Source organism: Enteractinococcus helveticum, assembly GCF_001657475.1.
Taxonomy (GTDB): domain Bacteria; phylum Actinomycetota; class Actinomycetes; order Actinomycetales; family Micrococcaceae; genus Yaniella; species Yaniella helvetica.
Map to the genome: position 1 here is coordinate 1 of NZ_LXEY01000118.1, position 24,673 is coordinate 24,673.

24 protein-coding genes and 1 pseudogene are annotated in these 24,673 nt (G+C 57.0%); 9 read left to right on the top strand and 16 right to left on the bottom strand.

Going from position 1 to position 24,673, the window contains the following annotated elements; genetic code table 11:
• Positions 1-123 precede the first annotated feature (123 nt).
• Positions 124-330, top strand: a pseudogene (locus A6F49_RS16880) (ArsR/SmtB family transcription factor); the annotation flags it as partial.
• Between the two features lie 303 nt (positions 331-633).
• Positions 634-2,139 carry an FAD-dependent oxidoreductase gene (locus tag A6F49_RS16885; RefSeq protein WP_067605912.1) on the top strand — a complete coding sequence of 502 codons (1,506 nt, stop codon included), beginning with the start codon at positions 634-636 and terminating at the stop codon, positions 2,137-2,139.
• A 63-nt stretch (positions 2,140-2,202) separates the two neighbouring features.
• Here A6F49_RS16885 and A6F49_RS16890 read toward each other — a convergent pair whose 3' ends face one another.
• The gene (locus tag A6F49_RS16890; RefSeq protein ID WP_235605051.1) at positions 2,203-3,720 is read right to left on the bottom strand and encodes an AMP-binding protein; all 1,518 of its coding nucleotides are present in this window, start codon (positions 3,718-3,720) and stop codon (positions 2,203-2,205) included.
• A gap of 208 nt (positions 3,721-3,928) precedes the next feature.
• Here A6F49_RS16890 and A6F49_RS16895 point away from each other — a divergent pair, with 208 nt between their 5' ends.
• The gene (locus A6F49_RS16895) at positions 3,929-4,453 is read left to right on the top strand and encodes a hypothetical protein (RefSeq protein ID WP_043055847.1); all 525 of its coding nucleotides are present in this window, start codon (positions 3,929-3,931) and stop codon (positions 4,451-4,453) included.
• 77 nt (positions 4,454-4,530) lie between these two features.
• Here the strand turns inward: A6F49_RS16895 and A6F49_RS16900 are convergent, their stop codons facing one another.
• The 9 genes from A6F49_RS16900 to paaA all read right to left on the bottom strand — a co-directional run bounded on the left by A6F49_RS16900 (position 4,531) and on the right by paaA (position 11,995).
• Complete coding sequence (locus tag A6F49_RS16900; protein ID WP_043055848.1) at positions 4,531-4,851, bottom strand: ribbon-helix-helix protein, CopG family; 321 nt, start codon at positions 4,849-4,851, stop codon at positions 4,531-4,533.
• A 295-nt stretch (positions 4,852-5,146) separates the two neighbouring features.
• On the bottom strand, positions 5,147-6,004 hold the full coding sequence (locus A6F49_RS16905; protein ID WP_043055849.1) for a 3-hydroxyacyl-CoA dehydrogenase family protein: 858 nt from the start codon (positions 6,002-6,004) through the stop codon (positions 5,147-5,149).
• A 24-nt stretch (positions 6,005-6,028) separates the two neighbouring features.
• Positions 6,029-7,246 carry a thiolase family protein gene (locus A6F49_RS16910; RefSeq protein ID WP_043055850.1) on the bottom strand — a complete coding sequence of 406 codons (1,218 nt, stop codon included), beginning with the start codon at positions 7,244-7,246 and terminating at the stop codon, positions 6,029-6,031.
• A gap of 122 nt (positions 7,247-7,368) precedes the next feature.
• Positions 7,369-8,154 carry an enoyl-CoA hydratase/isomerase family protein gene (locus A6F49_RS16915; protein ID WP_043055851.1) on the bottom strand — a complete coding sequence of 262 codons (786 nt, stop codon included), beginning with the start codon at positions 8,152-8,154 and terminating at the stop codon, positions 7,369-7,371.
• A gap of 7 nt (positions 8,155-8,161) precedes the next feature.
• A complete protein-coding gene (gene paaE / locus A6F49_RS16920; RefSeq protein WP_043055852.1) occupies positions 8,162-9,322 on the bottom strand; it encodes a 1,2-phenylacetyl-CoA epoxidase subunit PaaE in 1,161 nt (386 codons plus the stop codon).
• 13 nt (positions 9,323-9,335) lie between these two features.
• The gene (gene paaD, locus A6F49_RS16925; RefSeq protein WP_043055853.1) at positions 9,336-9,851 is read right to left on the bottom strand and encodes a 1,2-phenylacetyl-CoA epoxidase subunit PaaD; all 516 of its coding nucleotides are present in this window, start codon (positions 9,849-9,851) and stop codon (positions 9,336-9,338) included.
• Positions 9,851-10,684, bottom strand: a complete 834-nt coding sequence (gene paaC, locus A6F49_RS16930; protein ID WP_043055854.1) for a 1,2-phenylacetyl-CoA epoxidase subunit PaaC — start codon at positions 10,682-10,684, stop codon at positions 9,851-9,853. Before paaC ends, paaD begins: the two co-directional genes overlap by 1 nt.
• Positions 10,681-10,980 carry a 1,2-phenylacetyl-CoA epoxidase subunit PaaB gene (paaB, locus tag A6F49_RS16935; RefSeq protein ID WP_043055855.1) on the bottom strand — a complete coding sequence of 100 codons (300 nt, stop codon included), beginning with the start codon at positions 10,978-10,980 and terminating at the stop codon, positions 10,681-10,683. Before paaB ends, paaC begins: the two co-directional genes overlap by 4 nt.
• Before the next feature lie 4 nt (positions 10,981-10,984).
• Positions 10,985-11,995 (bottom strand): 1,2-phenylacetyl-CoA epoxidase subunit PaaA, encoded by a 1,011-nt coding sequence (gene paaA / locus A6F49_RS16940; RefSeq protein WP_043055856.1) that lies wholly within the window; start codon positions 11,993-11,995, stop codon positions 10,985-10,987.
• A 303-nt stretch (positions 11,996-12,298) separates the two neighbouring features.
• On the opposite strand from paaA, the gene A6F49_RS16945 reads away from it, so the two are divergent.
• From A6F49_RS16945 to A6F49_RS16955, 3 genes are read left to right on the top strand one after another with little or no spacing between them, the layout of a single operon-like run.
• Positions 12,299-12,781, top strand: coding sequence for a hotdog fold thioesterase (locus tag A6F49_RS16945; protein WP_082911888.1), 483 nt, complete (start codon positions 12,299-12,301; stop codon positions 12,779-12,781).
• Between the two features lie 36 nt (positions 12,782-12,817).
• Positions 12,818-14,182, top strand: a complete 1,365-nt coding sequence (locus A6F49_RS16950) for a phenylacetate--CoA ligase family protein (protein ID WP_043055857.1) — start codon at positions 12,818-12,820, stop codon at positions 14,180-14,182.
• A 59-nt stretch (positions 14,183-14,241) separates the two neighbouring features.
• Positions 14,242-14,853, top strand: coding sequence for a TetR/AcrR family transcriptional regulator (locus A6F49_RS16955; protein WP_043055858.1), 612 nt, complete (start codon positions 14,242-14,244; stop codon positions 14,851-14,853).
• Between the two features lie 110 nt (positions 14,854-14,963).
• On the opposite strand, the gene A6F49_RS16960 is transcribed toward A6F49_RS16955, so the two are convergent.
• The 6 genes from A6F49_RS16960 to A6F49_RS16985 all read right to left on the bottom strand — a co-directional run bounded on the left by A6F49_RS16960 (position 14,964) and on the right by A6F49_RS16985 (position 21,734).
• Positions 14,964-15,794, bottom strand: coding sequence for a gamma-glutamyl-gamma-aminobutyrate hydrolase family protein (locus tag A6F49_RS16960; protein ID WP_052499993.1), 831 nt, complete (start codon positions 15,792-15,794; stop codon positions 14,964-14,966).
• A gap of 313 nt (positions 15,795-16,107) precedes the next feature.
• A complete protein-coding gene (locus A6F49_RS16965; protein ID WP_043055859.1) occupies positions 16,108-17,466 on the bottom strand; it encodes an NAD-dependent succinate-semialdehyde dehydrogenase in 1,359 nt (452 codons plus the stop codon).
• Between the two features lie 95 nt (positions 17,467-17,561).
• A complete protein-coding gene (locus A6F49_RS16970) occupies positions 17,562-18,254 on the bottom strand; it encodes a gamma-glutamyl-gamma-aminobutyrate hydrolase family protein (protein WP_235605052.1) in 693 nt (230 codons plus the stop codon).
• Between the two features lie 26 nt (positions 18,255-18,280).
• The gene (locus A6F49_RS16975; RefSeq protein WP_043055861.1) at positions 18,281-18,988 is read right to left on the bottom strand and encodes a substrate-binding periplasmic protein; all 708 of its coding nucleotides are present in this window, start codon (positions 18,986-18,988) and stop codon (positions 18,281-18,283) included.
• A gap of 41 nt (positions 18,989-19,029) precedes the next feature.
• Positions 19,030-20,484: a glutamine synthetase family protein gene (locus A6F49_RS16980; RefSeq protein WP_235605053.1), complete on the bottom strand. Its 1,455-nt coding sequence runs from the start codon at positions 20,482-20,484 to the stop codon at positions 19,030-19,032.
• Positions 20,485-20,522: 38 nt separating this feature from the next.
• The gene (locus tag A6F49_RS16985; protein WP_235605054.1) at positions 20,523-21,734 is read right to left on the bottom strand and encodes a cytochrome P450; all 1,212 of its coding nucleotides are present in this window, start codon (positions 21,732-21,734) and stop codon (positions 20,523-20,525) included.
• A gap of 314 nt (positions 21,735-22,048) precedes the next feature.
• On the opposite strand from A6F49_RS16985, the gene A6F49_RS16990 reads away from it, so the two are divergent.
• The 3 genes from A6F49_RS16990 to A6F49_RS17000 are packed head-to-tail and all read left to right on the top strand — an operon-like array spanning position 22,049 to position 24,668.
• Positions 22,049-23,338 (top strand): FAD-dependent oxidoreductase, encoded by a 1,290-nt coding sequence (locus tag A6F49_RS16990; RefSeq protein ID WP_043055863.1) that lies wholly within the window; start codon positions 22,049-22,051, stop codon positions 23,336-23,338.
• 33 nt (positions 23,339-23,371) lie between these two features.
• Complete coding sequence (locus A6F49_RS16995; RefSeq protein ID WP_043055864.1) at positions 23,372-23,857, top strand: flavodoxin domain-containing protein; 486 nt, start codon at positions 23,372-23,374, stop codon at positions 23,855-23,857.
• Positions 23,826-24,668 carry a FadR/GntR family transcriptional regulator gene (locus tag A6F49_RS17000; RefSeq protein WP_082911890.1) on the top strand — a complete coding sequence of 281 codons (843 nt, stop codon included), beginning with the start codon at positions 23,826-23,828 and terminating at the stop codon, positions 24,666-24,668. The genes A6F49_RS16995 and A6F49_RS17000 overlap by 32 nt, the downstream gene beginning before the upstream one ends.
• Positions 24,669-24,673 lie beyond the last annotated feature (5 nt).

The following is a 24,673-nucleotide window of genomic DNA, read 5'->3' on the forward strand; positions in this document are numbered from 1 at the left end:
CAACGGCAGAATCGAACACCTGCGCGGCACCGCCCTAGGCTTCCGTAACCTCATGCATTACATCACCAGAGCACTGCTCGACACCGGCGGATTCAGACACCAACTACACTCATTTTTACGATGAGCCACATTACGGCCCAGGGCTGCCAAGAGGTCTGCGCCTGTGATCTGACCAAAGAACTTGGCATCACCCAGCCCACCGTGAGTCATCACATGAAAAAGCTCGTCGACGCTGGGTTGATTACCCGAGAACAACGTGGCAGATGGGCGCACTACAGTGTGGTCCCCGAAGCCTTCCAACAGTTGCGCGATCTGCTGGACCTGAGTTAGGCACGAGAGCCTGGACCACCTCACCAAAACCAACGAGGCCACGAGCCCTCACTTGAATGAAAGCATCAATGCTCTGTGCTGAGCTTGTTGAAGCGTACACAGTATTCGCGAATTCCGGACAAGATAAAGAACGGCAATCCGAATCATCCTACAAATGAATGAAGCAAGCCGGTGAACTGACCGCCCTCACCCATTGGTGAGACGCCACCCCAAGTTCCACAAACTTCCAGACCCCTGGGCCCTATGAATGCTCGGTGCTACTATTGGCTCACTGTCGTGAAAGTTTGACGGAAAGGGCGTGCCATGAGCCCGCTAAAAGCCGGAAACTCATACTGGATGGACTCGGTACCGCCTACCTCCTATCCTGCACTACAAAGCGAGATACGCGTCGATGTTTGCATTGTTGGCGGAGGTATCGCCGGTCTGCTGAGCGCGTTTGAACTCTCCGAGGCCGGTCTGCGCGTGGCAATTCTAGAAGGTGGGCGCATAGCCTCATCCGTCACCGGTTACACCACGGCGAAACTCACCTCGCAGCACGGAACCCGCTACCTACGCCTAACACAAGAACAGGGCGCCGACGTCGCACGCAGCTATGCCCGGGCGAACCAGGATGCACTGCAACGCATCCGCGATATCGCAGGTCAGTTGCAGATCGACGACGCCATCCAGGCCCGCGATGCCTACATTTACGGCACAGACCCTAACAGTATCGTGGCGCTGCACGCCGAAGCCCAGGCCGCAGCCGACGCAGGGCTTCCAGCATCCTTCACTACCGACGTTCCAGTCCTATTCGAGACGGTCGGTGCCGTGCGATTCACCGACCAGGCCCAGATCCATCCACGACGGCTCCTCGTCCCGATTGCGTCTGCGCTGGCTGAGCGCGGGGTGCAGATCTTCGAATCCAGTAGAGCCAAAGACATCAACTTCGACACCCACTGGACCGTCAGCACCAAAGAGGGCCAAGTGCACGCGGATAACGTCGTCGTAGCCGCCCTGACCCCCACGGCCGGTGTAGGCGACGATTTGTGGGAGCGGATGTATTGTCATCAAGGATTTGTGGTCGCCCTGCCGCTGCTGCGCGGCGCTACCGGTCCCGGGGGTGTACTGATCTCCTACGAGCGCCCGATGCGCTCCATACGCACCATCGAGCGCGCCGAAGGCCAGCTGCTGCAGGTTGGTGGCGGCTCATACGTTGAGGATCCCAATACCGGGGCCGAACCGTATGACGACCTTGAGACTTGGGCACGCGAACACTTCAACGTCGGCGAAGTCGAATACCGGTGGACGACCCAGGACTACTCAACCGCCGACGGTATCCCGCTCATCGGACAACTGGCCGACGACGGACTCTATATCGCCACGGGCTTTGGTGGCTGGGGACTGACAAGTGCCGGCGTCACCGGAGCCATCCTCCGTGATCTCATCACCGGCGGCCAAGTCACCAGCCAATACCGCGATATCTTCAACCCGTCTCGCGAGCTTCCCGCTATCGACAGCGCATTAATCTCTGCGCGCACCAGCAGCGGCACCGACCGCGACGCGAACGAGATCATCACGGGGCTGGCCCCGGGTGAGGCGGCCGTGGTCCGCAGTGGTGGAGAGCAACTGGCCGTGCATAAGGACGACGACGGACAGCTGGACGCCGTCTCGGCGGTGTGCACCCACGCCGGCGGCATCGTGCTCTGGAACGCCCCGGATTCCCAGTGGGCCTGTCCCTGCCACGGTTCGAGGTTCACGCCGGATGGTTCAGTCATCCGGGGTCCCGCGGAAGTGCCACTGCCGGATAAGACGCACTTGATCGATCAGTGAGCACGCCCTAGCACGGGAAGTTCCACTCACGTGGCGATGTCGGTCTGCCGGACCTGAGCCTTTCTAGAACGTGAAAATGTCTGCGAACTCTTCGCGCAGCTGGGCCTTTTGCACTTTGCCCATCACATTGCGTGGCAGTTCTGTGATCACCCGGTAGGCACGCGGTTGTTTATAGCGTGCCAGCTGATCGGCCAGCATGCCGGTCAGCTCAGCATCACTTGGGACCTGACCGTTGGCAGCAACAAGTACGGCCACCACACTCTCCCCCAGGTCAGCGTGTGGGATGCCAATGACAGCCGACTCTGCAATCAACGGGTGGTCGTCCAGCAGCTGTTCCACTTCCTTGGGGTAGACGTTATAGCCGCCCGAAATGATCATGTCCTTGGAACGACCCGAAATGTGCAGGTAGCCGTCGGTGTCGTAATACCCTTGGTCGCCAGTGATAAAGAATCCGTTGTCGCGTTTCTCCTCGCGGGTCTTGTCTGGATTGCGCCAGTACCGGTCAAAGACATTGGGCCCGCGAACCTCAATCGACCCGATCTGCCCGGCGGGCATTTCCTCCCCGGTCTTCGGGTCAGCCACTATGGCTTCGATGCCCGGCAATGGTTGCCCAACGCTGCCTGGTCGACGCTCACCGTGATACGGGTTCGTCGTGTTCATCCCGGTTTCGGTCATGCCGTAGCGCTCCAGAATGTAATGCCCGGTGCGCTCATAAAATACCTCAAAATCAGCGGTCAGCAACGGCGCCGAACCCGAGACAAATAACCGCATGTTCTGTACGGCATCTCGGGTGAGTCGTTCAGAAGCCAGCATCCGAGTATAGAAGGTAGGCACTCCCATCAGCACCGTTGCGGTCGACATGCGATCAACTATGCCATCGACGTCGAAACCATCCATCCACAACATCGTGGCCCCGGCCGCCAAGCTCATATTGATCGCCACAAATAACCCGTGAATATGAAAGATCGGTAGCGCGTGGATCAGCCGATCTTCACCGGTAAACTCCCATGCTTCCAGCAGCGCATGACAGTTGGACGCCAAGTTCCCGTGGGTCAGTACCGCACCCTTGGAACGCCCGGTGGTCCCGGACGTATAGAGAATGGCTGCAGGATCCTCGGCTGTCGCAGGAGCAAAGGTGGTCAACCGGGTTTCACACGCGCTCAGGGTGCCACTGCCTTGTGCATCGAGGGTAAAAATTGCGACGTCGGAAGTCATGTCCCGTACTGCCACGGCATTGGCTGGGTCCACCACCACTGCTGTGGGCTCGGCATCGTCCAGAAAGTATTGCAGCTCGGTTCCGGTATACGCGGTATTCAGTGGCAGATAGATGCCACCGATTTGTAGAACAGCAAGATACGCGGCGACCGCACGCACAGATTTCTTGACTTGACAGGCAACTCGATCTCCTGGTTGCACACCAGCTCGAGTCAACAGGTGTGCGATGCGTTGTGCATCGGTGAGTAGATCGTGGTAGGTAATATGCCTCCCGTCTTTGAGTTCAAATGCGGGCTTATCGGGGTGTTGTTCAGCGCGGTCAAGAAAGGCAGTGTAAATGCCCTGGAAAGATTGTGGTGCCAACACGTCTACCGTCCGTTCAGATTCATATCTACTGATTGGTAGCGTACAAATCCCTACGCGCAGACTCAATGCTTCAAGCAATTCAAAAAATCATGACGGCGGCCAACTGCAGTTTGCATCGCGGCAATACACACTGTTTCTCGCAGTTGACATGCGGAGATGGGGTTTACTTTGGTAGACACGACGTTGTGCTGCTGATTAGGCTGGCAGCATGCATTCTGTCACCAATGCCGATTCGTCAGCTGACCGACCTAATACAGAAATTCTGCATAATCCCTGGACACAAGCAATCCTCACCGGCGCATTGACGCTCATTCCGGTCCGAGCATACCCGCGTTGGGTGCGCCGTTGCCTGCTTTGGACCCCGCCGCTGGTTGGTGGCATCGCGGGCAGCTATCTGAGCGTGAATCCGGCCGCACGCGGTAATTTTTTGAAAGGCACGGGCACCTCTCAGCCAGAATCTGTTGCAGAGCAATCAGCCCAACAACGCCAATCACAGTCCGACCAGCTGGTAGGATCGCCGAAAACTCTTGCGATAATTGCCGTTGGTGTGGGCACTGGAGCGGTACTATTTGCTGTAACAGCGGCCGTTTTCTGGGCTGATGAGAAGCTTGAACGCGGGCTGCGGCGGCTCAAGGTTCCCTACCCGCGCATCGTTATGGCCATAGGTGCTGGTGCAATCACCTGGTTGCAGGAAACCAAAGAACAGCAACGCGATTCCATCGCGAATTCATAACGACTGCGTCGCGAAGTGTATCTCCGACCGAAGTTCGGTACTCGGAAGTTCCAAGGTGCGTGCCTAGGCTGACGATATCAGTTTTGGGCCACATCATCTTGGCGAGCAATTCTGCGTAATCGATCGGCCTCACCCAGTACGCGTTCAATGGCTCCCCGCAAAGACAGGTCGTGTTCTTCGGCCAAGCCTTGCAACACCCAACCGCGCATCAGCGCGCTGACCGGCACGTCCAACTGCTGAGCCAATTGTTCTATTTCCGCATATTCAGCTTCAGGTAATCGAACCGACCTCACAACGGATCTGCCGCGAGGCTCTCCCACAGCATCATCTGGCAGCGGCAGATCTTTTACCGCGTCAGGCTCTAGTTGAATAGCTCGGACTCTGCGTTCAATATCCATGCATCACGACGTCGGTCAGAGCCGTTTGATTCCCGGCCGTTAGCATCCCAGTACGATCGGACGGGCCCACGATGGATCAAAATGATGATCCACATATGTTTTGCACCGTAGTGCCAGCCTATCTCAGGCACGACTACAGAACGACTACACGCAGAATAAACGCTGAGTTAGTTATAGACGCCGCAGTCAAACCAGGATGTGGTGAAACATAAAGCGCTGCTAATGAGAAAATCTGTTGCAATTTTCTCATTAGCAGCGCTTTGAATTTTCTGTCCCTTACCGGGCGACCTGGGATTTAGCCGTCGTAAGTGTAGAAACCTTTTCCAGACTTGCGGCCCAACTCGCCGCGTTCAACCATGTCACGCATCAGCTGAGGTGGCGCAAAGCGCGAACCAAGCTTATCTTCCAGGTATTCGGCAATGCCCAACCGCACATCCAGGCCCACAATATCGGTCAGCGCCAGCGGACCAATCGGGTGTTTATAGCCCAGGACCATCGCGTTGTCGATGTCTTGGGCCGACGCAACGCCTTCTTCGACCATGCGGATGGCTTCTAGACCAAGGGCCACACCCAGTCGCGAGGAGGCAAAGCCGGGCGCATCGGTGACGGTCACCGCGGTCTTGCCGATGCCCTCGGTCCATTGTGTCGTCAGGGCTTTGAGCTCATCGGAAGTCTGTTTTCCAACGACGACCTCCACAAGTTTCGAAGCCGGCACCGGATTGAAGAAGTGTAGGCCACAGAAGTTATGTGGACGGTTGAGCTGTTCGGCCAGCCCGTCCACCGACATCGATGAGGTGTTGGTGGCCAGGTACGCGTCGTCGGGCAGATGCTGTTCAACCGACTGCAACGCAGAGACTTTCAGCTTGAAGTCTTCCGGGACGGCCTCGATGACCAGACCGGCGTCGGCGAAGGCTTCCTGTTGGGTGGTCACGGTGAGTTTGGCTTCGTAGTCAGCAATGCCGCCCTGGACTTTGCCGCGTTCCACGGAGCCGGTGACGTCGCGCAGGACTCGCTCGCGGGCTGCAGCCGCGGCGTCGTCGTCACGTTCTACAACAACAACGTTGCTACCGGAGGTCAGGAAGGCGTGGGCGATGCCGGCGCCCATGCGGCCGCCGCCCAGCACGCCAACGGTGGTTGGAAGGGTATTCGTCATGGTGCTCCTGAAATCTTAGTGGTGTTAGACGCGTTCGATCAGCATGGCGGCACCCTGACCGACGCCGATGCACATGGTGGCCAGGCCGCGGGATTGTTGGGCGGCTTCCATGCGGGACAGCAGGGTGATGACGATGCGGGATCCGGAGGAGCCCAGCGGGTGGCCCAGGGCAATGGCCCCGCCCCAGGTGTTGACGATGTCGGGGTTCAGGCCCAGGCGGCGGATTGAGGCCAGCGACTGGGTTGCAAACGCCTCATTGATTTCGGCGGCGTCCAGGTCATCGACGGTCCAGCCGGCTTTGGCCAGGACTTTTTCGGTGGCAGGCACCGGCCCTAGGCCCATGACTTCTGGGGCGAGGCCGGCGGAACCACCGGCAACCACGCGAGCGCGCGGGGTGAGGTTGTATTTATCGATGGCTTTTTGCGAAGCCACAATAATGGCAGACGCTCCGTCGTTGAGGCTGGAGGAGTTGCCTGCGGTCACCACATCGCCGAGGCCGGTGACCGGGCGGAGCTTGGCCAGAGCCTCAACCGTAGTGCCGGGGCGTGGGCCCTCATCGGTGTTCACGACGGTGACATTGCCCTTGCGGTCAGTGATTTCCACCGGCACAATTTCGTTGTCGAAGCAGCCGGCCTGTTGCGCGGCGACGGCCTTGGCTTGGGAGGCGACCGCGAACTCGTCAGCCTCTTGACGGGTGATGCCATCGACGTTGGCGACTTCTTGGGCGGTTTCGGTCATCGAATAGGTCATTTTGCCATCGCGCGACAGATCGCCGTGTTCAAAGCGCGGGTTGACGAAGCGCCAGCCCAGGGCCGAGTCGAACATCTGGCCGGGTTGACCGAATGCGCGGGTTGGTTTTTCCAACACCCAGGGAGCACGCGACATGGATTCGACCCCGCCGGCGATCACAATATCGGCGTCCCCGGTAGCGATCATGCGCGAAGCGGTTTCAATCGCCGACATGCCCGAAGCACACAGCCGGTTCACTGTCATCGCGGGTACCGATTGGTCGCCACCGGCCAGCAGCCAGGCCATGCGCGCCACGTTGCGGTTTTCTTCACCGGCACCGTTTGCGTTGCCCAGCAGGACCTCATCGACGTCGGCCGGATCAATCCCGGTGTCTTCCAGAACGGCTTTGATGGCCGTTGCGGCTAGGTCGTCGGGGCGTACGGAACTCAGGGCTCCGGAGTGCCGGCCCACCGGGGTGCGTTTCCCCGAGACTAAGAATGCTTCTGCTACCACGTGGCTCCTTTGTAAAATATTTCAACGCAGCATACTTTGGCACGCTGCTGTGCCCCGGTCAATGGGTTGCGACGACTCATGACAAACCGGTATTGGCGCTGGCTAGGTTCTGAACTAATCCGTTAGGAACCTTTGATGAGAACGCCGGTGAAATTTGGTTTGCGTTTTTCTTGAAACGCGGCGAATCCTTCGGCATAGTCGGCGCTCGAGCACAGGTTGCCCTGGGCAATGTTTTCTTGCTCTACCGATTCCCACAGGCCGATGCGCTGGTCACGGATTTGGGCGACCAACTCGCGCGAGGCCAGGAAGGCACCGGTGGCACCCTGGGCGGCCTTGGCAACTTTTTCACGAGTGAAGTCCAGCAGCTGCTCGGCCGGTAGCCAACGTGAGAACAGTCCTTGTTCAACGGCTTCTTTGCCCGACATCAGGTCTGCGGTGTAGATCAGATCCAGGGTGCGGTGAGCGCCGAGGCGTTCGGTGAACAGTGCGTGGCCGCCCGAGTCCAGGGTGGCGCCCAGGTTAGCAAACGGCGAGCCGATCTTGGCATTTTCGGCAACATAGACGACGTCGGTGGCAATGGCCAGGCCCAGGCCAACGCCCAGGCAGGCGCCTTGGACGGCGGCAAAGGTGGGTGCCGGGAACTCGGCCATCTGGCGCAACACCGGGGTGACCAGATTGGACAGGTATTCGTAGGCGTCGTCCACGGCGGGATCGACGTTGGAAATGTCGCGTCCGGCGCTAAAACCACGGCCTTCACCGCGCAGCAACAGCGCGCGGACCCCGGCGTCGGCGGCGTCTGTGTAGGCCTGGCCGAGGTTTTTGATCGCGGTCTCATCCAACGCGTTCATTTTCTCGGGCGCGTTGAGGGTGACTTCGGCAATATTGTCGGTAATTTCAAGGGTGATCATGGGCGTCCTAGGCATCGTAGTCGACGGTCAGGGTGTCAGAGGTTGGTCTGGTCTGACAGGTCAGCACGTAGCCGGCTTCGACTTCGTCGGCTTCCAGCGCGTAGTTTTCATCCATCTCAAACGTACCGGTCACAACCTTGGCGCGACAGGTTCCGCAGACCCCACCGGCGCAGGCAAACGGGGTTTCTGGACGCACGCGCAGTGCTGCATTGAGCACGGATTCGTTGGCCGCCACAGGAGTTTCTACCGACGACGACAGGCCGTCCAGTGAGAACTCGATGGTCCGGTTCTTGCCTCTCGGGTCCACATCAACCGGGCGGCCGCGTTGACCGCGAGGCCCATCTGAGGGATCCCCGGTGGTAAAGAGTTCATAGCGGACGGCGTCTTCAACTACGCTGCGTTCTTTGAGTTTGTCGCGGGTCATCTGGACCAATTCGAATGGGCCGCACAAAAACCATTCAACGGTGTCGTCCACCGGGATGATGTTGGTGAGCAGCTCGTCAAGTTTTTCTTCATCGATGCGCCCGGACATCAGCGGTGAGACGCGTTGCTCGCGGGATAGTACGTGGTGGATCGACAGGCGGGCCGGGTATTTGTCCTTGAGGTCCCCGAGTTCTTCGGCGAACATGACGTCCATGGCTGACCGGTTGGCGTAGATCAGATCAATCGTGGTGTTGTCGGTGGATCTGAGCACGGTCGCCACGATCGACATGATCGGGGTGATGCCGGAGCCTGCGGCGATGGCCACGAAGTGTCCGCCCTGGGTTTCGTGTGCTTCTACGATGGCTTCGGGGTCGTTCAGCGCGGTGGAGTGCATGCGCGAGGTGAAGGAACCTTGCGGGTTCATCACGTTGATCGTGTCGCCCACGGTTAGGGTTTCGTGTGCCCAGGTGGAGAAGAGGCCACCGAAGTCGCGTTTGATCGCAACCCGGATTTCGCCGGGTACGGGTTCGGCACAGATGGAATAGGAGCGGCGGAGTTCTTCGCCGTCGATCGTCGCGCGCAGTGCCACGTACTGGCCGGGCACGTAGTTGTAGTCGTCTTGGAGTTCTTCTGGAATACCAAAGGCGACTTCAATGGCGTCGTCGGTCAGCTGGCGGATCTCGGAGACGGTCAGGGCATTAAACCGTGCGCGTCGCCGTGCGGGTGCCTTCAAGGTTTCAGTCATTACAGCGAGTTCCTTAGTGGACTTTGAAGTAGTCGAATGGTTCCAAACAATCGTTGCAGGTGTACAGAGCCTTGCAGGCGGTGGAGCCGAATCGAGTGACTTCGCGGGTGTTCAGGGAGTGGCACTGCGGGCATTTGACGGCCATCTGGATCATGATGGGCCCGTTGACCGCGGCTTTTCCACTGGGCGGTGCGATGCCATATTCTTCGAGTTTGCGTTTGCCGTCGTCCGACATCCAGTCGGTGGTCCAGGCCGGGGTCAGTACCAGATTGACTGCTGAATCCTGGTAGCCTGCACCAGCCAGTGCCTGGATGACGTCTCGGGAGATGGTTTCCATTGCCGGGCAGCCCGAGTAGGTTGGCGTAATGGTGACCACGGCCTTGCCGTCAACCAGTTCGACGCCGCGCAAAATGCCGAGGTCTTCGATGGTCAGGACCGGGACTTCTGGATCAGGAACATTGCGGACGGCGTCCCAGAGTTCCTGACCCACCGTATCGGTTGGTCGTAGTGTTGCAGATGCGGCAGTCATTACCACGTTGCTCCTGGGAATTGACGTGCAAGCACTTGCATCTCCCCCAGGATGTGGCTGCGGTGTTCGGAGAAGCGGCCCAGACGGTCGCCACCGTAGGCACCGGTGACATTGGGGAGCTCAAGCGTTGCTTGTTCGATGATGGGTTGGATTCGCTGGTCAAAGGACTCGCGCAGGGTTGAGGGCAGCACAGCGATGCCGCGTTCGGCCAGGTCGCGCAGGAGGTCGTCGTCGGCAAAGAGCTCTTCGACGTAGGGCCACATGTAGTAGAGGCCTTCTTGCATGCGTCGATGCGATTCCTCGGTGCCGTCGCCGAGACGCAGGGTCCACTGGGCGGCGTGGTCGAGGTGGTACATGACTTCTTTGAGCGCCTTGGCGGCCACCGCGGCAATCGTTTCGTCTTGGGATTCGACCAGGCGCGAGAAGAGTTCGTACTGGTAGGTGGCAAAGATCAGCTGGCGGGCGATGGTTTGTCCGAAGTCGCCGTTTTCTTGCTCCACTAAACGGCACGAGCGGAAGTCGTTGGCATCACGGAAGTAGGCCAGATCGTCTTCGGTCTTGCCCCAGGCAGACCCCGCATAGGACAGCAAAAACCGTGCATGACCCAACTGGTCTTGGGCAATGTTGGCCAGCGCGACATCTTCTTCCATTTCTGGGGCACGCGAGATCCAGTAGCCTAGTCGCTGGGCGAGCATCAGCGCGTCGTCACCCAGGTACAGGGCGTAGGTGGCAACATCTTCGGGGGCTTTGCCGCCCGCGGCGATAATGTCTTCGGGGGTAATAGCATCGCCGGCGGACTGGCGAGTTGCTGAGTCGGAACTTGCGAAACTCATAGGTGTTTCACTCCTTCAGACTTGGTGTAGTAGGTCGCGTGGCGAAAGGCTTTGCCCTGTGGGGATTCAAAGAACCCGCCCTTAGAATCTGGGTCCGAGCTGGCGATCGCTGCGGATGGGACAACCCACACGGAGGTGCCTTCGTTGCGGCGCGTGTATAAGTCACGGGCGTTGCGCAGTGCCATGGTGGCGTCCGGGGCGTGGAGCGATCCGGCGTGTACGTGGGATAGTCCGCGCGATGAACGGACAAAGACTTCGTACAGTGGCCATGTGGCGTCGACGTTGTGTTGTGACATGGTCTTAGGCTCCAATCAGGTGGGTATCGGCTGCGTCTTGTTGACGACTCGCCTGTTTCGCAGCGTAGGCGGATGCGGCCTCGCGGACCCAAGCGCCATTTTCGTGGGCTTCACGACGGCGTTGCATGCGTTGGACGTTGCAGGGGCCTTTGCCCTTAATAACGGACATAAATTCGCCCCAGTCGAGCTCACCGAAGTCGTAGTGACCACGTTCTTCATTCCACTTCAGGTCCGGGTCTGGCAGGGTCAGGCCAAGGGCTTGAGCTTGTGGAACAATCATGTCGACGAAACGCTGGCGCAGCTCATCGTTGGAGAAGCGCTTGATGTTCCAGGCCATTGACTGCTGAGAGTTCGGGGAGTCATCGTCGGGTGGACCAAACATCTGCAGGGCGGGTCCATAGAAACGGTTGACCGCATCCTGGGCCATGGCCTTTTGTTCTGGGGTGCCGTTGGACAGTTCGTAGAGAATTTCCCAGCCTTGGCGCTGGTGGAAGGACTCCTCTTTACAAATCCTCACCATCGCGCGTCCGTATGGCGCAAAGGAGGCGCGACACAGCGGAACCTGGTTCTGGATGGCAGCACCATCAACCAACCAGCCTATGGCGCCGACGTCGGCCCAAGTCATGGCTGGGTAGTTGAAGATTGAGGAGTATTTGGCTTCGCCGTCGAGCAGCTGACGGACGAGTTCGTCGCGTGGCACACCGAGGGTTTCGGTGGCCGAGTACAGGTAGAGACCGTGACCGGCTTCGTCCTGGACTTTGGCCATCAGAATCATTTTGCGCTTCAGTGACGGCGCACGGGTGATCCAGTTTGCCTCAGGCTGCATACCGATGATTTCAGAGTGAGCGTGCTGCGACATCTGGCGGACCAGGGTCTTGCGGTATCCTTCGGGCATCCAGTCGCTGGGCTCAATTCGAGAATCTTCAGCGATGATTTGGTCAAAGCGCTCCTGACCTGCCCGCTGCTCGTCGAGATCGGCGACTTGAGCATCGGAGTGTATTGACTGTGTTGACATTTGAGACACCTCGCGACGGACTTCCTTCTGGTTTTCTGCATCTTCACAAGCGGTGAAATACCGAACGTTCAGTCAGTATAGGCGAGCAACGTGAGGTACGCAACTTCACCACCTACCACCATGGTGCCTGCGCCACGCCCGAGCCGCAAGCCTGCGGTGGATCGCAATCCAAAGACCAGTGCCTTACACGCTGTGCGCACGAAAGGCCATAGCCCGAGGGTCTAGAATTTGACGCACGTCACACTTATCGTTACCGTATGAATGGTCAGTCAATAATTAGGTAGATCACGGTCGGAGCAGCTGATGTCACACGCACTTGGTGTATCGGACACCACCCGCACAACCACCCCAACGGATGTGCGTCGTGGAAAATTCGGGCCAAACGATCACCCTGCCTGGGGCCACGATCGAACCTCCGAATGGCTGGGTGTGACCATCACCGAATACGCGCCCGGCTACGCCAAAGGTCACATGCAAGTCCGTGAAGAAATGCTCAACGGCTTCAATATCGCCCACGGCGGTATGGTCTTTGCGCTAGCAGATTCCATCTTCGCGTGGACGTGTAACAACCCAGATGGTGACGGCTCTACCATCACCGTGGCGCAGGGCGCCGACATCAACTTCGTGTCATCCCCGCAAATCGGCACGATCTTGACGGCAACCGGGTTCCTGAGAGCTTCAACAGGCAGGTCCGGTCTCTACGACATCACCGTTGTTGATGACCAGGGCAACCTGGTGGCGGAATTCCGCGGTCGTTCCAGGACGATCCCCAACCCCAGCCGATAAACGTTCCAGATCAAAGAAGAACTAAAGGACAATCCCATGACGAGCAACAGTGTCGCACCCATCGCTTCCGAGATTCCCCAGCCATGGACCCCGCCTGCGCCACCGGCAGATCGCAACCAGCTAGACCCCGAGGAACTCTACAGCCGACAAGAAATCGAAAAGCTGCAGTTCGAACGTCTGCGCTGGACGCTGCACCACGCCTACAATAATGTTCCGGCCTATAAGGAACTGTACGACGAGCACGGTGTGCATCCCAAGGATTTCCAAAAACTCGAAGATCTACAGCTCTTCCCCTATATCGACAAAGAATTCCTACGCGCGAACTATCCATTCAAAGCACTGGCCGTGCCCATGGACGAGATCCGCCGTATTCACGCATCATCCGGTACCACCGGCCAGCCCACCGTGGTTGCCTACACCGAAAACGACATCGAGATGTGGGCTTCGCTGGTCGCCCGCTCCATGCGCGCAGCCGGTGTCAAAGCCGGGTATAAGGTGCACAACGCTTATGGCTACGGCCTGTTCACCGGTGGCCTGGGCGCCCACTACGGTGCTGAACGTCTTGGCTGTGCGGTCATTCCAATGTCTGGCGGCCAAACCGACAAACAAGTTCAGATGATCACCGACTTCCAACCGGAAGTCATCATGTGCACCCCGACCTACCTGCTGGCCCTGGCCGACGGTTTCACCAAGGCCGGCATCAACCCGCGCGAGACCTCACTGAAGGTCGCCGTCCTAGGTGCCGAACCATGGACCGAAGGCATGCGTAAAGAGATCGAAGAACTCTACGGCCTCAAAGCGTGCGATATCTACGGCCTCTCCGAACTCATGGGCCCCGGCGTTGCCGGTGAAGCCGTTGACACTCAAGACGGTTGCCACATTTGGGAAGATCACTTCCGCCCAGAAATCGTCGATCCGATCAGCGGAGATGTGCTCGGCAACGACGAATCCGGCGAATTGGTCTTCACCACCCTGACCCGCGAAGCCCTGCCGATTATTCGCTTCCGCACCCACGATTTGACCAGCCTTTCCGAAGGCACCGCACGCCCGGGTCACCGTCGCATGAACCGCATTACCGGTCGTTCCGACGACATGATCATCCTGCGCGGCGTCAACATCTTCCCAACCCAGATCGAAGAACTGGCCTTAGAGGTCGACACCCTGTCACCGCACTTCACCTTGGAGATCACTCGTCCACACCGCATGGATGAACTGACCATCAAGATCGAACGTCGCGAAACCGCCAGCCGCCAAGAGGCCGAAGCCGGCGGTCGGGCCCTGTTGACCCAGATCAAAACCCGCATCGGCTGCTCCTGTAAGATCGAGATCGCTGAGCCCAACACCCTGGCCCGCTCGTCAGGCAAGCTGCGTCGCATCTACGACCTTCGCGAGCTGAGCTAACCCTCGGGGCTCACCATTTTCGACGTGCACACCGCGTCCCCTGCCACCCAGGAGCTGGAATGACCACCACCCACTCTTCGACTACCCGCGCCCGACGCGGACGTCCCGGATACGATCGACAAACCCTGGTCGATCTGTGCGTGAAAGTCTTCAACCGCCACGGGTACGAAGCCACGAGCATGGGCATGTTGGCCGATGAGTTAGGCATCTCGAAGTCTGCGATCTACCACCACGTCAAGACCAAAGAAGAGATCCTGGAAAGCGCCCTCAACGAGGCACTCGATGGCCTGGAAGCCGCCATGGAAGAGGCCGAACAGACCGATGGGTCGGCCCAAACCCAAATCGAAGCCGTCATCGCCGGTGCGGTCCAAGTCCTGGTCGAAAAACAACCCTCGGTGACCTTATTGCTGCGCCTGCGCGGAAACTCGGAGGTTGAGGCAGAAGCACTGGCACGACGTCGTAGCCTGACGACCCGTCTGGCCAGCCTCATCGGTGCGGCGCAGGCGCAAGGATCCGTCCGTGACACCACGAGCCCAAAAATCTTGGCCCGCCTGGTCTTCGGTACGATCAACTCCCTGGTCGACTGGTATGCCGCCGACAAATCAGCGGGTGCGGAACAAACCGCTGCCGTGCTGATCGATTTGATCTTCAACGGCATCAAAAACCCATAACCTCAGCCACACCTTAAACACCACACTCTGGGGTTGGATTGCTGTTCCGACCCCAGAGTGTGGTGTTTTGGCTAGATATTAAGCCTTGCTGCGCAAAGCGCCCGTGGGGCCTAGCGCTGCAAAGCTGGCTGTTTGACTGCTTGGTGTTGTTCCCTGGCCTGGGTGATCAGGGATTGGAAAATATGACGACGGTGATCCACATTGGCAGAAGCCTCCTCGGGATGCCACTGCAGTCCAATCACCCATTGCTTATCGGTGTGCTCAATCGCCTCGATGCTGTTGTCGTGCGCATAGGCCGACACGGTCAACCCAGCACCCGGGGTCTCCACGGTCTGGTGGTGAGCGCTGCGAACACCGATGGTTCCCGCCCCGCCCAGAATCTCGGCAATCTGAGAGTCGGGCACCAGCTCGACCTTCTCGTCCATGAATCCCATGTTGCCGTCGCCCAGATCGACTCGGTGACCATCAATATGGTTCACCAGCGTGCCGCCCTGAGAAACGTTGAGCAGCTGGGATCCACGACAAATACCGAGCACCGGCCGATCCTCATGCACGGCCCGGCCAATGGAATCAAGGCAGAACTTATCCGCTTTGGCATCGATCCACGGGATTTCTTCTGCGAGATCGACGTTGGAATAGAAGCCCGGGTGGACGTCTGCGCCGCCCAGAAAGACGAAAGCATCGACGTCGTCCTGCCAGCTCGTACCACGCTGCTGCAACGTCGGGGCAGAACTATCGACGACCAGCGGCCGGCCGCCCAACTCTCGGATGGTGTTGACGGCTTGCATTGTGAGGTCGTGGATGAATTGGGCCGTGACGTAACTCAATTTAGGTGACCATAAGGCCACGACGACGCCGACGACGGGACGGCCATCGTCTTCAAAGTCTTGTTCCTGCTGGAAATAGCGAACGGAAAATCCGGGGTGGATGTCATGAGTCAATATGGCCTCCTTATGGTCTGAAAAAACTTGACGATTAAATTGGTGTTTCAGAATACCTGCCGCGATGCCGCAAGTACTAGTGGAACGTCGTCGTAGAGAAGATAATTCCTACCTGTGCGCCCAGCATTCTGTGGTTTTTGTCACCGCATTTTTCTAGGACATAACTGCTCCGAGGCTACCCGCCAGCGCGTTATGCAACCGTTGGTTTTAGCGCAGCAGGAGATCAAATGGCCGAGATTCTGAAAGCTGAGAAGTCGTTAAACAAAACACTCCCGGTAGCAGCGCCATTGCCGACTACCGAGAGTGTCTGGGGTTAGAACCGAACAACCTTCTTATTCATAAATTCTTCGATTCCTAACGGTCCGAGTTCACGTCCGATACCCGAACGTTTCACCCCGCCAAATGGCAGATCCGGTTGGGAGCCTCCTGCTTCATTGTAGAAGACCATACCGGTTTCAATCTGATCCGCTACGTCAAGTGCAGCTTCTGGATCATCAGTGTAAATGCTGGATCCAAGACCAAATGGTGAATCGTTTGCGAGTCGAATCGCTTCCTCCACGCTGTCAACGCGGTAGACAACTGCTACCGGTCCAAACAGTTCTTCGTAGTACGCACGCATGCCAGGTTGCACGTCAGTGAGGACCGCCGGGCTGAAGAATGCTCCGCTGTCCCCCATGCGTGTACCACCGACATGCAGGGTCGCTCCGGCGGCGACGGTGTCGCTGACTTGTTCAAGCAGTTCTTCGAGTGCTTGTTCTGAGGACAGTGGCCCGACGTCGCTTTCAGGATCGATCGGCGAACCGACTTTGGCGTTCTTGAACTCTTCTACGAGCGTCTCAACGAACTCATCGTAGTATTCGTCCATGACAATCAGTCGCTTCGGAGAATTGCACGCCTGGCCTGCGTTCCGGAGCCGGATGTGTGCAATCTGTCGGGCGATGTTGCCAACGTCCTGGGTATCGAGGAGCAACAGCGGATCAGACCCGCCCAGTTCCAGAACCACTGGTTTCAGGTGTTCACCGGCGTTAGCGCCGACAGCTACCCCGGCTCGTTCACTACCGGTTAGTGAGACCCCGGCAATGCGAGGGTCAGCGATGACCTTGGCCATTTGTTGGTTGGAGGCATACATATTAATGTAGGCATCTGCTGGCAGCCCAGCATCCAGGAGCAGTTCCTCAATAGCGGCTGCTGATTCCGGACAGTTGCGCGCGTGCTTGAGCAAGATCGTATTGCCCAGGATCAGGTTGGGTGCTGCAAAACGGGCTACCTGATAATAGGGAAAGTTCCACGGCATGATCCCGACCAGTGGACCGATGGGCTTTTTCTGCAAGAGCGCCCGTCCACCTTCAATATCCATTTCTTCGCTTGCCAGCAGCTCTTCGGCGTTGTTGGCGTAGTAACGGAAAATGTCCCGGGACGTTTCAATTTCACCAAGCCCCTGGCCGACAGGTTTTCCCATCTCGCGGGCGATAATCCGGGCGAGCTCATCTTTGCGTTCCTCAAAGAGATCAGCCGCTCGTAAGATGATAGCTTTCCGGGTGGCCAGGGGGCACTGGGTCCAGGCCTGATAGCCCCGCTCAACACGCTCAACGGCTGCTGCGACTTGGTCATCAGTCATTTCTGGATACGTAGCCTCCACCTCACCAGTGGCAGGATTTTTTACTTGGTACATCCAAGCCTCTCTACTCAACACCTCACCTGTACATGACGGTGTCGTGCACAGGATCCGCCAGGAGACTGGCGGATCCCTCTAAACATCATGAAAAATCAGACACGTGCTTCTGACGCGGGCACCGCCGCCGTTTCGATCAGCCAGTCAAAGAGTCCCTGTTGTTGAGATTCCGTGGCCGCGGTGTCCTCCGGGTGCCATTGCACGGCCACCACGGGAATTGCCGGGTCTACTGGTTCAATAGCTTCAACGATGCCATCTTCAGCCGTGGCCACTGCCCGCAAGCCGAAGCCCAGACGCTCTACCGCCTGATGGTGATAGGACGACACACGAATCTGCTCTACCCCACCCAAAACCGATGCAAGCCTCGAGTCCGATACAACGTCGACATCATGATGATCGTTGCGGTGAATCTCGTGTCGAGCTGGTAGGTCTTGAATCAACGACCCACCATGCATGACATTGAACATTTGGAATCCACGGCAGATCGCTAAAACCGGAAGACGAAGTTCGATGGCTGCTCGGAGGATAGTGCGCTCAAATTCGTCTTGACCTGCGCTTTCCGCGACCTTGGTTTCCGGTCCGGTGGGTTGCCCATACAGCGACGGTTGGATGTCATTGCCACCCGGCACCAACACCCCATCGAAGCCAACCAAGCGCTCTTGCGGCGTGAGGTTGGACTGTTCAAATAAGACGACAGGTTCACCGCCCGCACGAACAACCGAGCTCAGGACCGCGGTGGCCACCGTGTTGCCGGAGAATCTCAGACCGCTAACACTGTTGGCCCACATGCCTGGGATCGCAATCCTTGGCGCGCTCATTTGGCCACGACCTCTGCTTTATCCAATGGGAAAGCCAACGAGGGCATCCATCTTGTCCAAGCTTGCTCAAGCGATCCGTTGTTGATGGCTTCGTCTAGACCACGGTTGATCGCTTCGCGGAGCTCATCGTTGCCATGAGCCACGCCAATGGCCCAGCGATTTTGAGTTCGCACGGTAAAGGCAACATCAAAATCAGGGTCTTGTTCTGCAAGTGGCAGCATGACGACGTCGTCATCAACGAAAGCATCGATGGCACCGCTGCGGGTGGCTTCGATCATAGCCCCGAATACGTCTTCGCCTTCAAACGGGACAAGGATTGCACCGTCGAATGTCTCTGCAAGGGCCATGTTGGCAGAGTTTGCAATGGCACCAACTTTCAGCCCCTTCAACTGACTTGCATCAGTGATCCCGCGTCCGGCCTTGACGATCACCGTTTCATCAAACACGGCGTAGGGATCGGTAAAGTCAACGAACTTCTTGCGTTCGTCGGTAATGGCCTGTCCACACCACACGGCATCGACGTCACCGGAGGCGACAGCCGGGAGCATATCTTCCCAGTTGAGATAGACCCATTCGAAATTTTGTCCCATGAGCCCGAAGACTATCTCAGCAGCTTCCGGTTCATAGCCGATGCGGTTGCCCCGATCATCTTGGAGATCGAAGAGCGGCAGGGCTTCGCTATCGATACATGCGATTCGCAACATTTATCTTCCCTCGAAAGTTCGTTTGCTGGCTTTAGAGTGGCTTATGGAATGCTTGCCCAGTACTGGGTGAATTCCCACTCTGTCAGGGTTGAGCAGTAGCGGGCCCATTCATCGTTTTTGATGTCGAGATAAACGCTGGTGAGTTCGCTTGGAATTGTATTCATCAGGAAAGTGTCAGCTTTGAACTCTTCGATGGCTTCACCCATGGTTCGCGGTACTGTCAGCCCGGCGAAGTCAGAAACGACACCCATTGGTTCACCCGCATCCAATTTATTCGTCAGACCATCATCCATGGCAGCGAGCAAATAGGTGTGCGAGAGGTATGGGTTCACCGAGGCGTCCGGTTGACGATATTCCATGCGACCGTTGGCTGAGATTCGCATTGTGGCGTCGCGACCATCGAGACCCCAGGTCAAATCCATAGTCACGTACTGACCAACGTCCCAGAACCGTTTGTAGGAGTTGACGGTGGAGTTCATGATCAACGCGGCGCCCGGAGTGTGCTTCAGGATCCCTGCGATGGCGTGCTTTGCTAGCTCGGTGGCGTGCAGTTCAACTCGTCCGTCTTCCACGACATTTTCTTCACCGCGCCATAGGCTGAGGTTGTGGTGGCAACCGTTGCCCATTTTGCCGTTGGTGGGTTTCGGCATGAAGCTTGCTTCCATGTCGAGTTCACGTGCAACTTGGCGGCAAATCTGACGGTAGGTAGTCATGCGATCGGCGGTGAGGTTGGACTGGTCGTAGTTCCAGTTCAACTCAATCTGGCCGTCGTCTTCGTAATCACCCTGGATCATGTCGAAACCCATAGCTTCGGCGTAGGTCATGATCTTCTTGTAGACCGGGCGCATGCGCTCCAAGTTTTCTACGAGATAGGCAGGCGATGCACCATCTTTGACCAGCACTTCAGCCATCGAGCCGACCCAGGTCATTTCTGGCTCCAGACCGGAGCGCAGCTCCAGTCCGGTACGGTCGGTAAATTCTTCGTGTGCGATCTTGAATAGCGCACGTACGTCTGTTGGCAGGACCGAGCCACCGATCTCGCCGAAGTGCAGTGGCTCGTAGGCACGGCACCAGATAGTCGCTACTGACGAGTCCCATGCAAGCGGGGTGAATGTTTCAGGCTCTGGTAGCGCCCAGAATTCTTTGGCTTCCACGCCCCCGTGCACCATATTGCCCTCGCGCGTGGTCTGCAGGTCTGCCATGGCAGGGCGGTGCATTGCAATACCTTTACGAAGAAGGTTTTCAAAATGTTTCGCGGGAACAACTTTGGCTACAACACGTCCCTGCATGGTTGGGATTTGGTAGTAGATAAACTCGGTTCCGGCAGCCTGAATTTTTTCGGCCAGCTCTTGGACGACGTCATGAGACATGTTGTGTTCACGGTGGCGGGCGAACGCATCTTTATCTGCGTAACGACGTTGCAGCCGCTCGGCAAGGCTCGGTCCTTGTGTCAGGATGTCATGAGTTTCAGGTGCTCGCGTAGTCATAGCGGTCATGGGAATCTCCTTGAAAGTCTGTTTATTAGAAAGTGTTGTTAGCTGCGTTTTGTGAACCGAATAGGCAGTCGTACTGGTCCCGTGTTGCCGGAGTCTGGGAGCCATTCGTCCGCACCGTCTAGCTGAATGTCGGTCATTGCAGCAGCAAGCGTGGCCAAAGCAACGCTCATATCCGCCTTGGCGATGTGCTGTCCGATGCACTGGTGTTTGCCACCGCCAAAGGTGAAGTGGGCTTTTCTATCTTTTTCACTGATGTCGATCTCGGGGTTCGGGAACGCTTCGATATCGGTTCCCGACGAGGCAGTAAACAGGTGGACCGTCGTCCCTTTTTCAAAATGCACGCCGTTGAATTCGAAATCTTCAACAGCTTCACGAGTAACCCAGCGCGTCGTGGGGTTCACGCGCAAAACTTCTTCCAATGCCCGATCGACCAGTGTTGGATCAGCCGCCAGTTTTTCCCACTCTTGTGGGTTGTGCATGAAGGTTTGGATGGCCAGGCCCAGCTGGTTACGCGTGGTGTCCATACCGCCGAAGAGCATCAACACGATGGCGTTTCGAAGCTCTTCAGGTGACAAGCTGTCGCTATCTGTGCTGCTCTTGGTCACCAGCGTGGAGATGACGTCGTCAACCGGATTCTCGCGGCGTTCCTGAATAAGCGTTTCTACAAACTCGTACAGTTCATCCACCGCTGTATCGATCTGCTGAATTTCTTCATTGATGTTGACGGAGAGCGCTAGACCGATGGTGTCAGCACGGTCGGCAATAAATTGCCAGTGCTCTTCCGGTAGACCCAGCATGATGCAAAGGGCACGGGTCGCAAAAGGTGCCGCGAAATCGTTTACGAATTCGATTGAGCCCCTCTCAACGATGCTCGCGACGAGCTCGTTTGCGAGGACCTGAAAATCGGCTTTGAGTTTACGAGCGCGTGCCGGGGAAAAAGCAGGGTTCAGCAGGCGACGGATTCGGGTGTGTTCGGTCCCTTCCAGGACAAGCAGGTTCTTGCTCCACCACTGGTAGAACGAGCCGCTGTGAACACCGTGGTGTTCAGGCCACTGAGCACTGCCTTGCGACAGTGAGGTGTTGCGCAACAACGTACCTACCTCGGCATGGCGAAGAACTGCATATCCGTAGTTCGTCTTCGCAATCCACGATTCATCGCGTGCCCGACGAACAGCTTCAGACTGCATCGCAAAACTTGGATCTGCAATGTTGAAGTACGGCATATCGATGCCTGGTGAAACCTGTGTCACGCTAATCCCCCGTAATACATTCATTTGAAGAGGTTTAAGATTTGGAATGTGATCGATCTAACCACAAATACTACTGTGAGGCAACTTACATCAACGCGTAGCGACGGCCTCACTCAGGGGCGACAATCCGGCATTGCTCGTGCCGCCACTGCAGTCCGCCAACTAGTAAACTGAAAAAACTTTACCCTCATGGACTGCTCGTGAAACTTACGCCTGTGAGTTGCAACACAAGACAATTTAGATAATGATTTAGGAGCGAATGTTTTAGCAGTTGCAGAGAAAACAACGAACTCTGTGCGTGAAAGGAAGCTCCTATGCAAGCCGAGAAAAACCTGCAAATCGCTGTTGTGGGCTCAGGCCCCAGCGGTTGCTTTCTTGCCCAGGCCCTTAATAGAAAACGCCCAGACGATATCATTACAGTCTTTGATCAGCTGGCCGCCCCGTATGGGCTCATTCGTTACGGGGTGGCTACCGATCATCAGCAAACAAAGGCCATTACTCGACAGTTCGACCGCCTCTTTGCAAAAGATAATATTCGTTTCGCTGGCAACATTGAGATCGGGACCGAAGTCTCGATCGACGACCTTCGGCAGAACTTCGATGTCGTGGTACTTGCCACAGGTCGACCCAATGCGCGCCAGCTGGAAATCCCTGGCCAAGACCTCGAGGGAGTCTTCACCTCAGGCGACATCATTTATTCCTTGAACTCATTTCAAGGAAAGACAGATGTCTTCTCAACACTGGGAGAAAATATCGTTCTGGTCGGTGGCGGGAACGTTGCCCTGGACATTCTTCGCTTCCTCATCAAAGAGCACACTGACTATGACGGTAGCGACGTCAACGACGAAGCTCTTAGGACGTACCTGCAGGCTCCCGTCAAAACAGTGACCATATTGAATCGTTCGGACATCGATGGCGCCAAGGGCGACGCCGCGATGCTCAAAGAGCTTGGCACCATTGAGGGAATCAGCTTCTCTTCGAACCATGAACCTGCACATGATATGGATCCGAAGTCGCCCGGCGGTCGCCGTCGTGGGGTTATCGAAGAACTGATGGCAACATCCGCTTCGTCGCCTCGAGTCAGCGTGAATTTCCAGTTTGGTGCGACTCCGACACAGTTCCTCGGCGACGAGCAGCTGCAAAGTGTTGAAGTGCTAGATACTACGTCCAATGAACTGACAGAAATCGCCGCTGATTCAGTCGTCACGGCCATTGGGTTTGATGCAGACGACAAATCACCCATCTATCACGGCCACGAAGATCTCATGGCTGTCACTGAGGACTCTGGACGCATCGAACCAGGACTCTACCGCACCGGTTGGTTAAAACGCGGAGCCATCGGCACCATCCCTGCAAACCGGGCGTGCGCGCTGGAAGTCGCTAATGAAGTGCTCGAAGACATCGATACCAATCAACTACCTTCGCATAACTCAAAGCTTGGATTCGATGGCCTCAAACCACTACTCGACAGAGACCCGGTCTCTTTCTCCCAATGGGTTGCGGCAAACGAACTGGAAGTGAAATTGGCTGATGTAAACCGTGTCCGCAAAAAGTTTGTCGGCCAACAAGAAATCCTCGATCAAATCCAGCCCATCAATTCTTAATCACCCGTTTCACATATGACACAAAGGAACACCATGAAAATTCAAATCTTATATGGCACCGAATCAGGCAATGCCGAGCTTCTGGCAATGGATCTAGAAGAACATATCAGTTCTGAAGGAGACCACGACGTCGAACTGGCAGACCTTCAAGAATTTGAAGTTGATGCTCTCAACCCTGAGACCTATTACATCATTGCCTGCTCCACCCACGGTGAAGGCGAGCTGCCTTACACGGCCCAGGGTTTTTACGAAAACCTTGTCGAAGCCTCACCAAATCTCGAAGGTCTTCACTACGCCATGTTTGGTCTAGGAGATCGCTTCTACGAAGACACCTACAGTCAAGGCAGCGAAGTCCTCGACACGAAGTTAACTGAACTTGGTGCCACCCGGGTGGGCGAGTACGGTCGACATGACGCTTCTTCGCTTGAGGTCACACCGTCTGATGCTGCATTAGAATGGCTGCCACAAGCATTAGCGGCTTTCTCGGATGTCCGAGAAAATGTACCCGCTGCTAGTTGAGCACACCACCCCGGACACGGGGATGCCTGCTCATCGCGCACCGATTCATGAGGGACCGATGCACTCGCAGATACCACTTGTTGGCGAAGCCTCCGCAGGCGTCATACCGTTAGGTTATGAGCACTACCATGCGGGGCAGATAGCGACCGCAATTTCCCTAGGTGCTCTGTCGGTCGGTGATCGACTGCCCTCTGAAGCTGAACTGGCGACCCAATTCGGGGTGGCAGTCGCCACCATTCGGAAATCATTAGCAGAGCTACGAGAAGCCGGTCTAGTTGAAACCCATCGGGGCCGAAGCGGTGGGACCTTTGTGGTGCAAGTGCCTTTCCCGACTGATGAACAGATCACGCAGTATTTGTCGGGTATCAGCATCGTGAATTTCCGCGACTTCGGGGACGAACGCGTGACGATAAGCCGAGGCATCGCTCGATTTGCCGCCCAACGAGCGCAAAAGAGCTCTCTTGAGACTATGCGTTCTGCGGCGGAAAAACTGGCTACAGCTGCTGAGCCCTCAGCGCTAGCGAGCCGCTACAGCAAATTTCACACTGAAGTCGCCGTTGCTGCCCAATCTCCTCGACTGCTGCGCACACAAATGCGACTCTTAAGTGAAATCAGCTCCCTGCTCTGGTCCCCAGGCGGAGCAGGTCTCGCCCCTGACGATGTTTACCGCGACCACATAGAATTGGTGGACGCCCTAACGGCCCGAGACGTCGATCATGCACAACAGGTAATTGAACGTCATGTGCAAGATGGCGTCTATCGTCTCATTGATGTGAAGCTCACGCTCCAAAACCACCCGGATGTAGAGTAAGGGTT

Coding starts and splice junctions, on each gene's coding strand:
- A6F49_RS16885 (WP_067605912.1), top strand. CDS start 634: ATGAGCCCGCTAAAAGCCGGAAACTCATACTGGATGGACTCGGTACCG.
- A6F49_RS16895 (WP_043055847.1), top strand. CDS start 3,929: ATGCATTCTGTCACCAATGCCGATTCGTCAGCTGACCGACCTAATACA.
- A6F49_RS16900 (WP_043055848.1), bottom strand. CDS start 4,851: ATGGATATTGAACGCAGAGTCCGAGCTATTCAACTAGAGCCTGACGCG.
- A6F49_RS16905 (WP_043055849.1), bottom strand. CDS start 6,004: ATGACGAATACCCTTCCAACCACCGTTGGCGTGCTGGGCGGCGGCCGC.
- A6F49_RS16915 (WP_043055851.1), bottom strand. CDS start 8,154: ATGATCACCCTTGAAATTACCGACAATATTGCCGAAGTCACCCTCAAC.
- paaE (WP_043055852.1), bottom strand. CDS start 9,322: ATGACTGAAACCTTGAAGGCACCCGCACGGCGACGCGCACGGTTTAAT.
- paaD (WP_043055853.1), bottom strand. CDS start 9,851: ATGACTGCCGCATCTGCAACACTACGACCAACCGATACGGTGGGTCAG.
- paaC (WP_043055854.1), bottom strand. CDS start 10,684: ATGAGTTTCGCAAGTTCCGACTCAGCAACTCGCCAGTCCGCCGGCGAT.
- paaB (WP_043055855.1), bottom strand. CDS start 10,980: ATGTCACAACACAACGTCGACGCCACATGGCCACTGTACGAAGTCTTT.
- paaA (WP_043055856.1), bottom strand. CDS start 11,995: ATGTCAACACAGTCAATACACTCCGATGCTCAAGTCGCCGATCTCGAC.
- A6F49_RS16945 (WP_082911888.1), top strand. CDS start 12,299: ATGTCACACGCACTTGGTGTATCGGACACCACCCGCACAACCACCCCA.
- A6F49_RS16950 (WP_043055857.1), top strand. CDS start 12,818: ATGACGAGCAACAGTGTCGCACCCATCGCTTCCGAGATTCCCCAGCCA.
- A6F49_RS16955 (WP_043055858.1), top strand. CDS start 14,242: ATGACCACCACCCACTCTTCGACTACCCGCGCCCGACGCGGACGTCCC.
- A6F49_RS16965 (WP_043055859.1), bottom strand. CDS start 17,466: ATGTACCAAGTAAAAAATCCTGCCACTGGTGAGGTGGAGGCTACGTAT.
- A6F49_RS16970 (WP_235605052.1), bottom strand. CDS start 18,254: ATGTGGGCCAACAGTGTTAGCGGTCTGAGATTCTCCGGCAACACGGTG.
- A6F49_RS16975 (WP_043055861.1), bottom strand. CDS start 18,988: ATGTTGCGAATCGCATGTATCGATAGCGAAGCCCTGCCGCTCTTCGAT.
- A6F49_RS16980 (WP_235605053.1), bottom strand. CDS start 20,484: ATGACCGCTATGACTACGCGAGCACCTGAAACTCATGACATCCTGACA.
- A6F49_RS16990 (WP_043055863.1), top strand. CDS start 22,049: ATGCAAGCCGAGAAAAACCTGCAAATCGCTGTTGTGGGCTCAGGCCCC.
- A6F49_RS16995 (WP_043055864.1), top strand. CDS start 23,372: ATGAAAATTCAAATCTTATATGGCACCGAATCAGGCAATGCCGAGCTT.
- A6F49_RS17000 (WP_082911890.1), top strand. CDS start 23,826: ATGTCCGAGAAAATGTACCCGCTGCTAGTTGAGCACACCACCCCGGAC.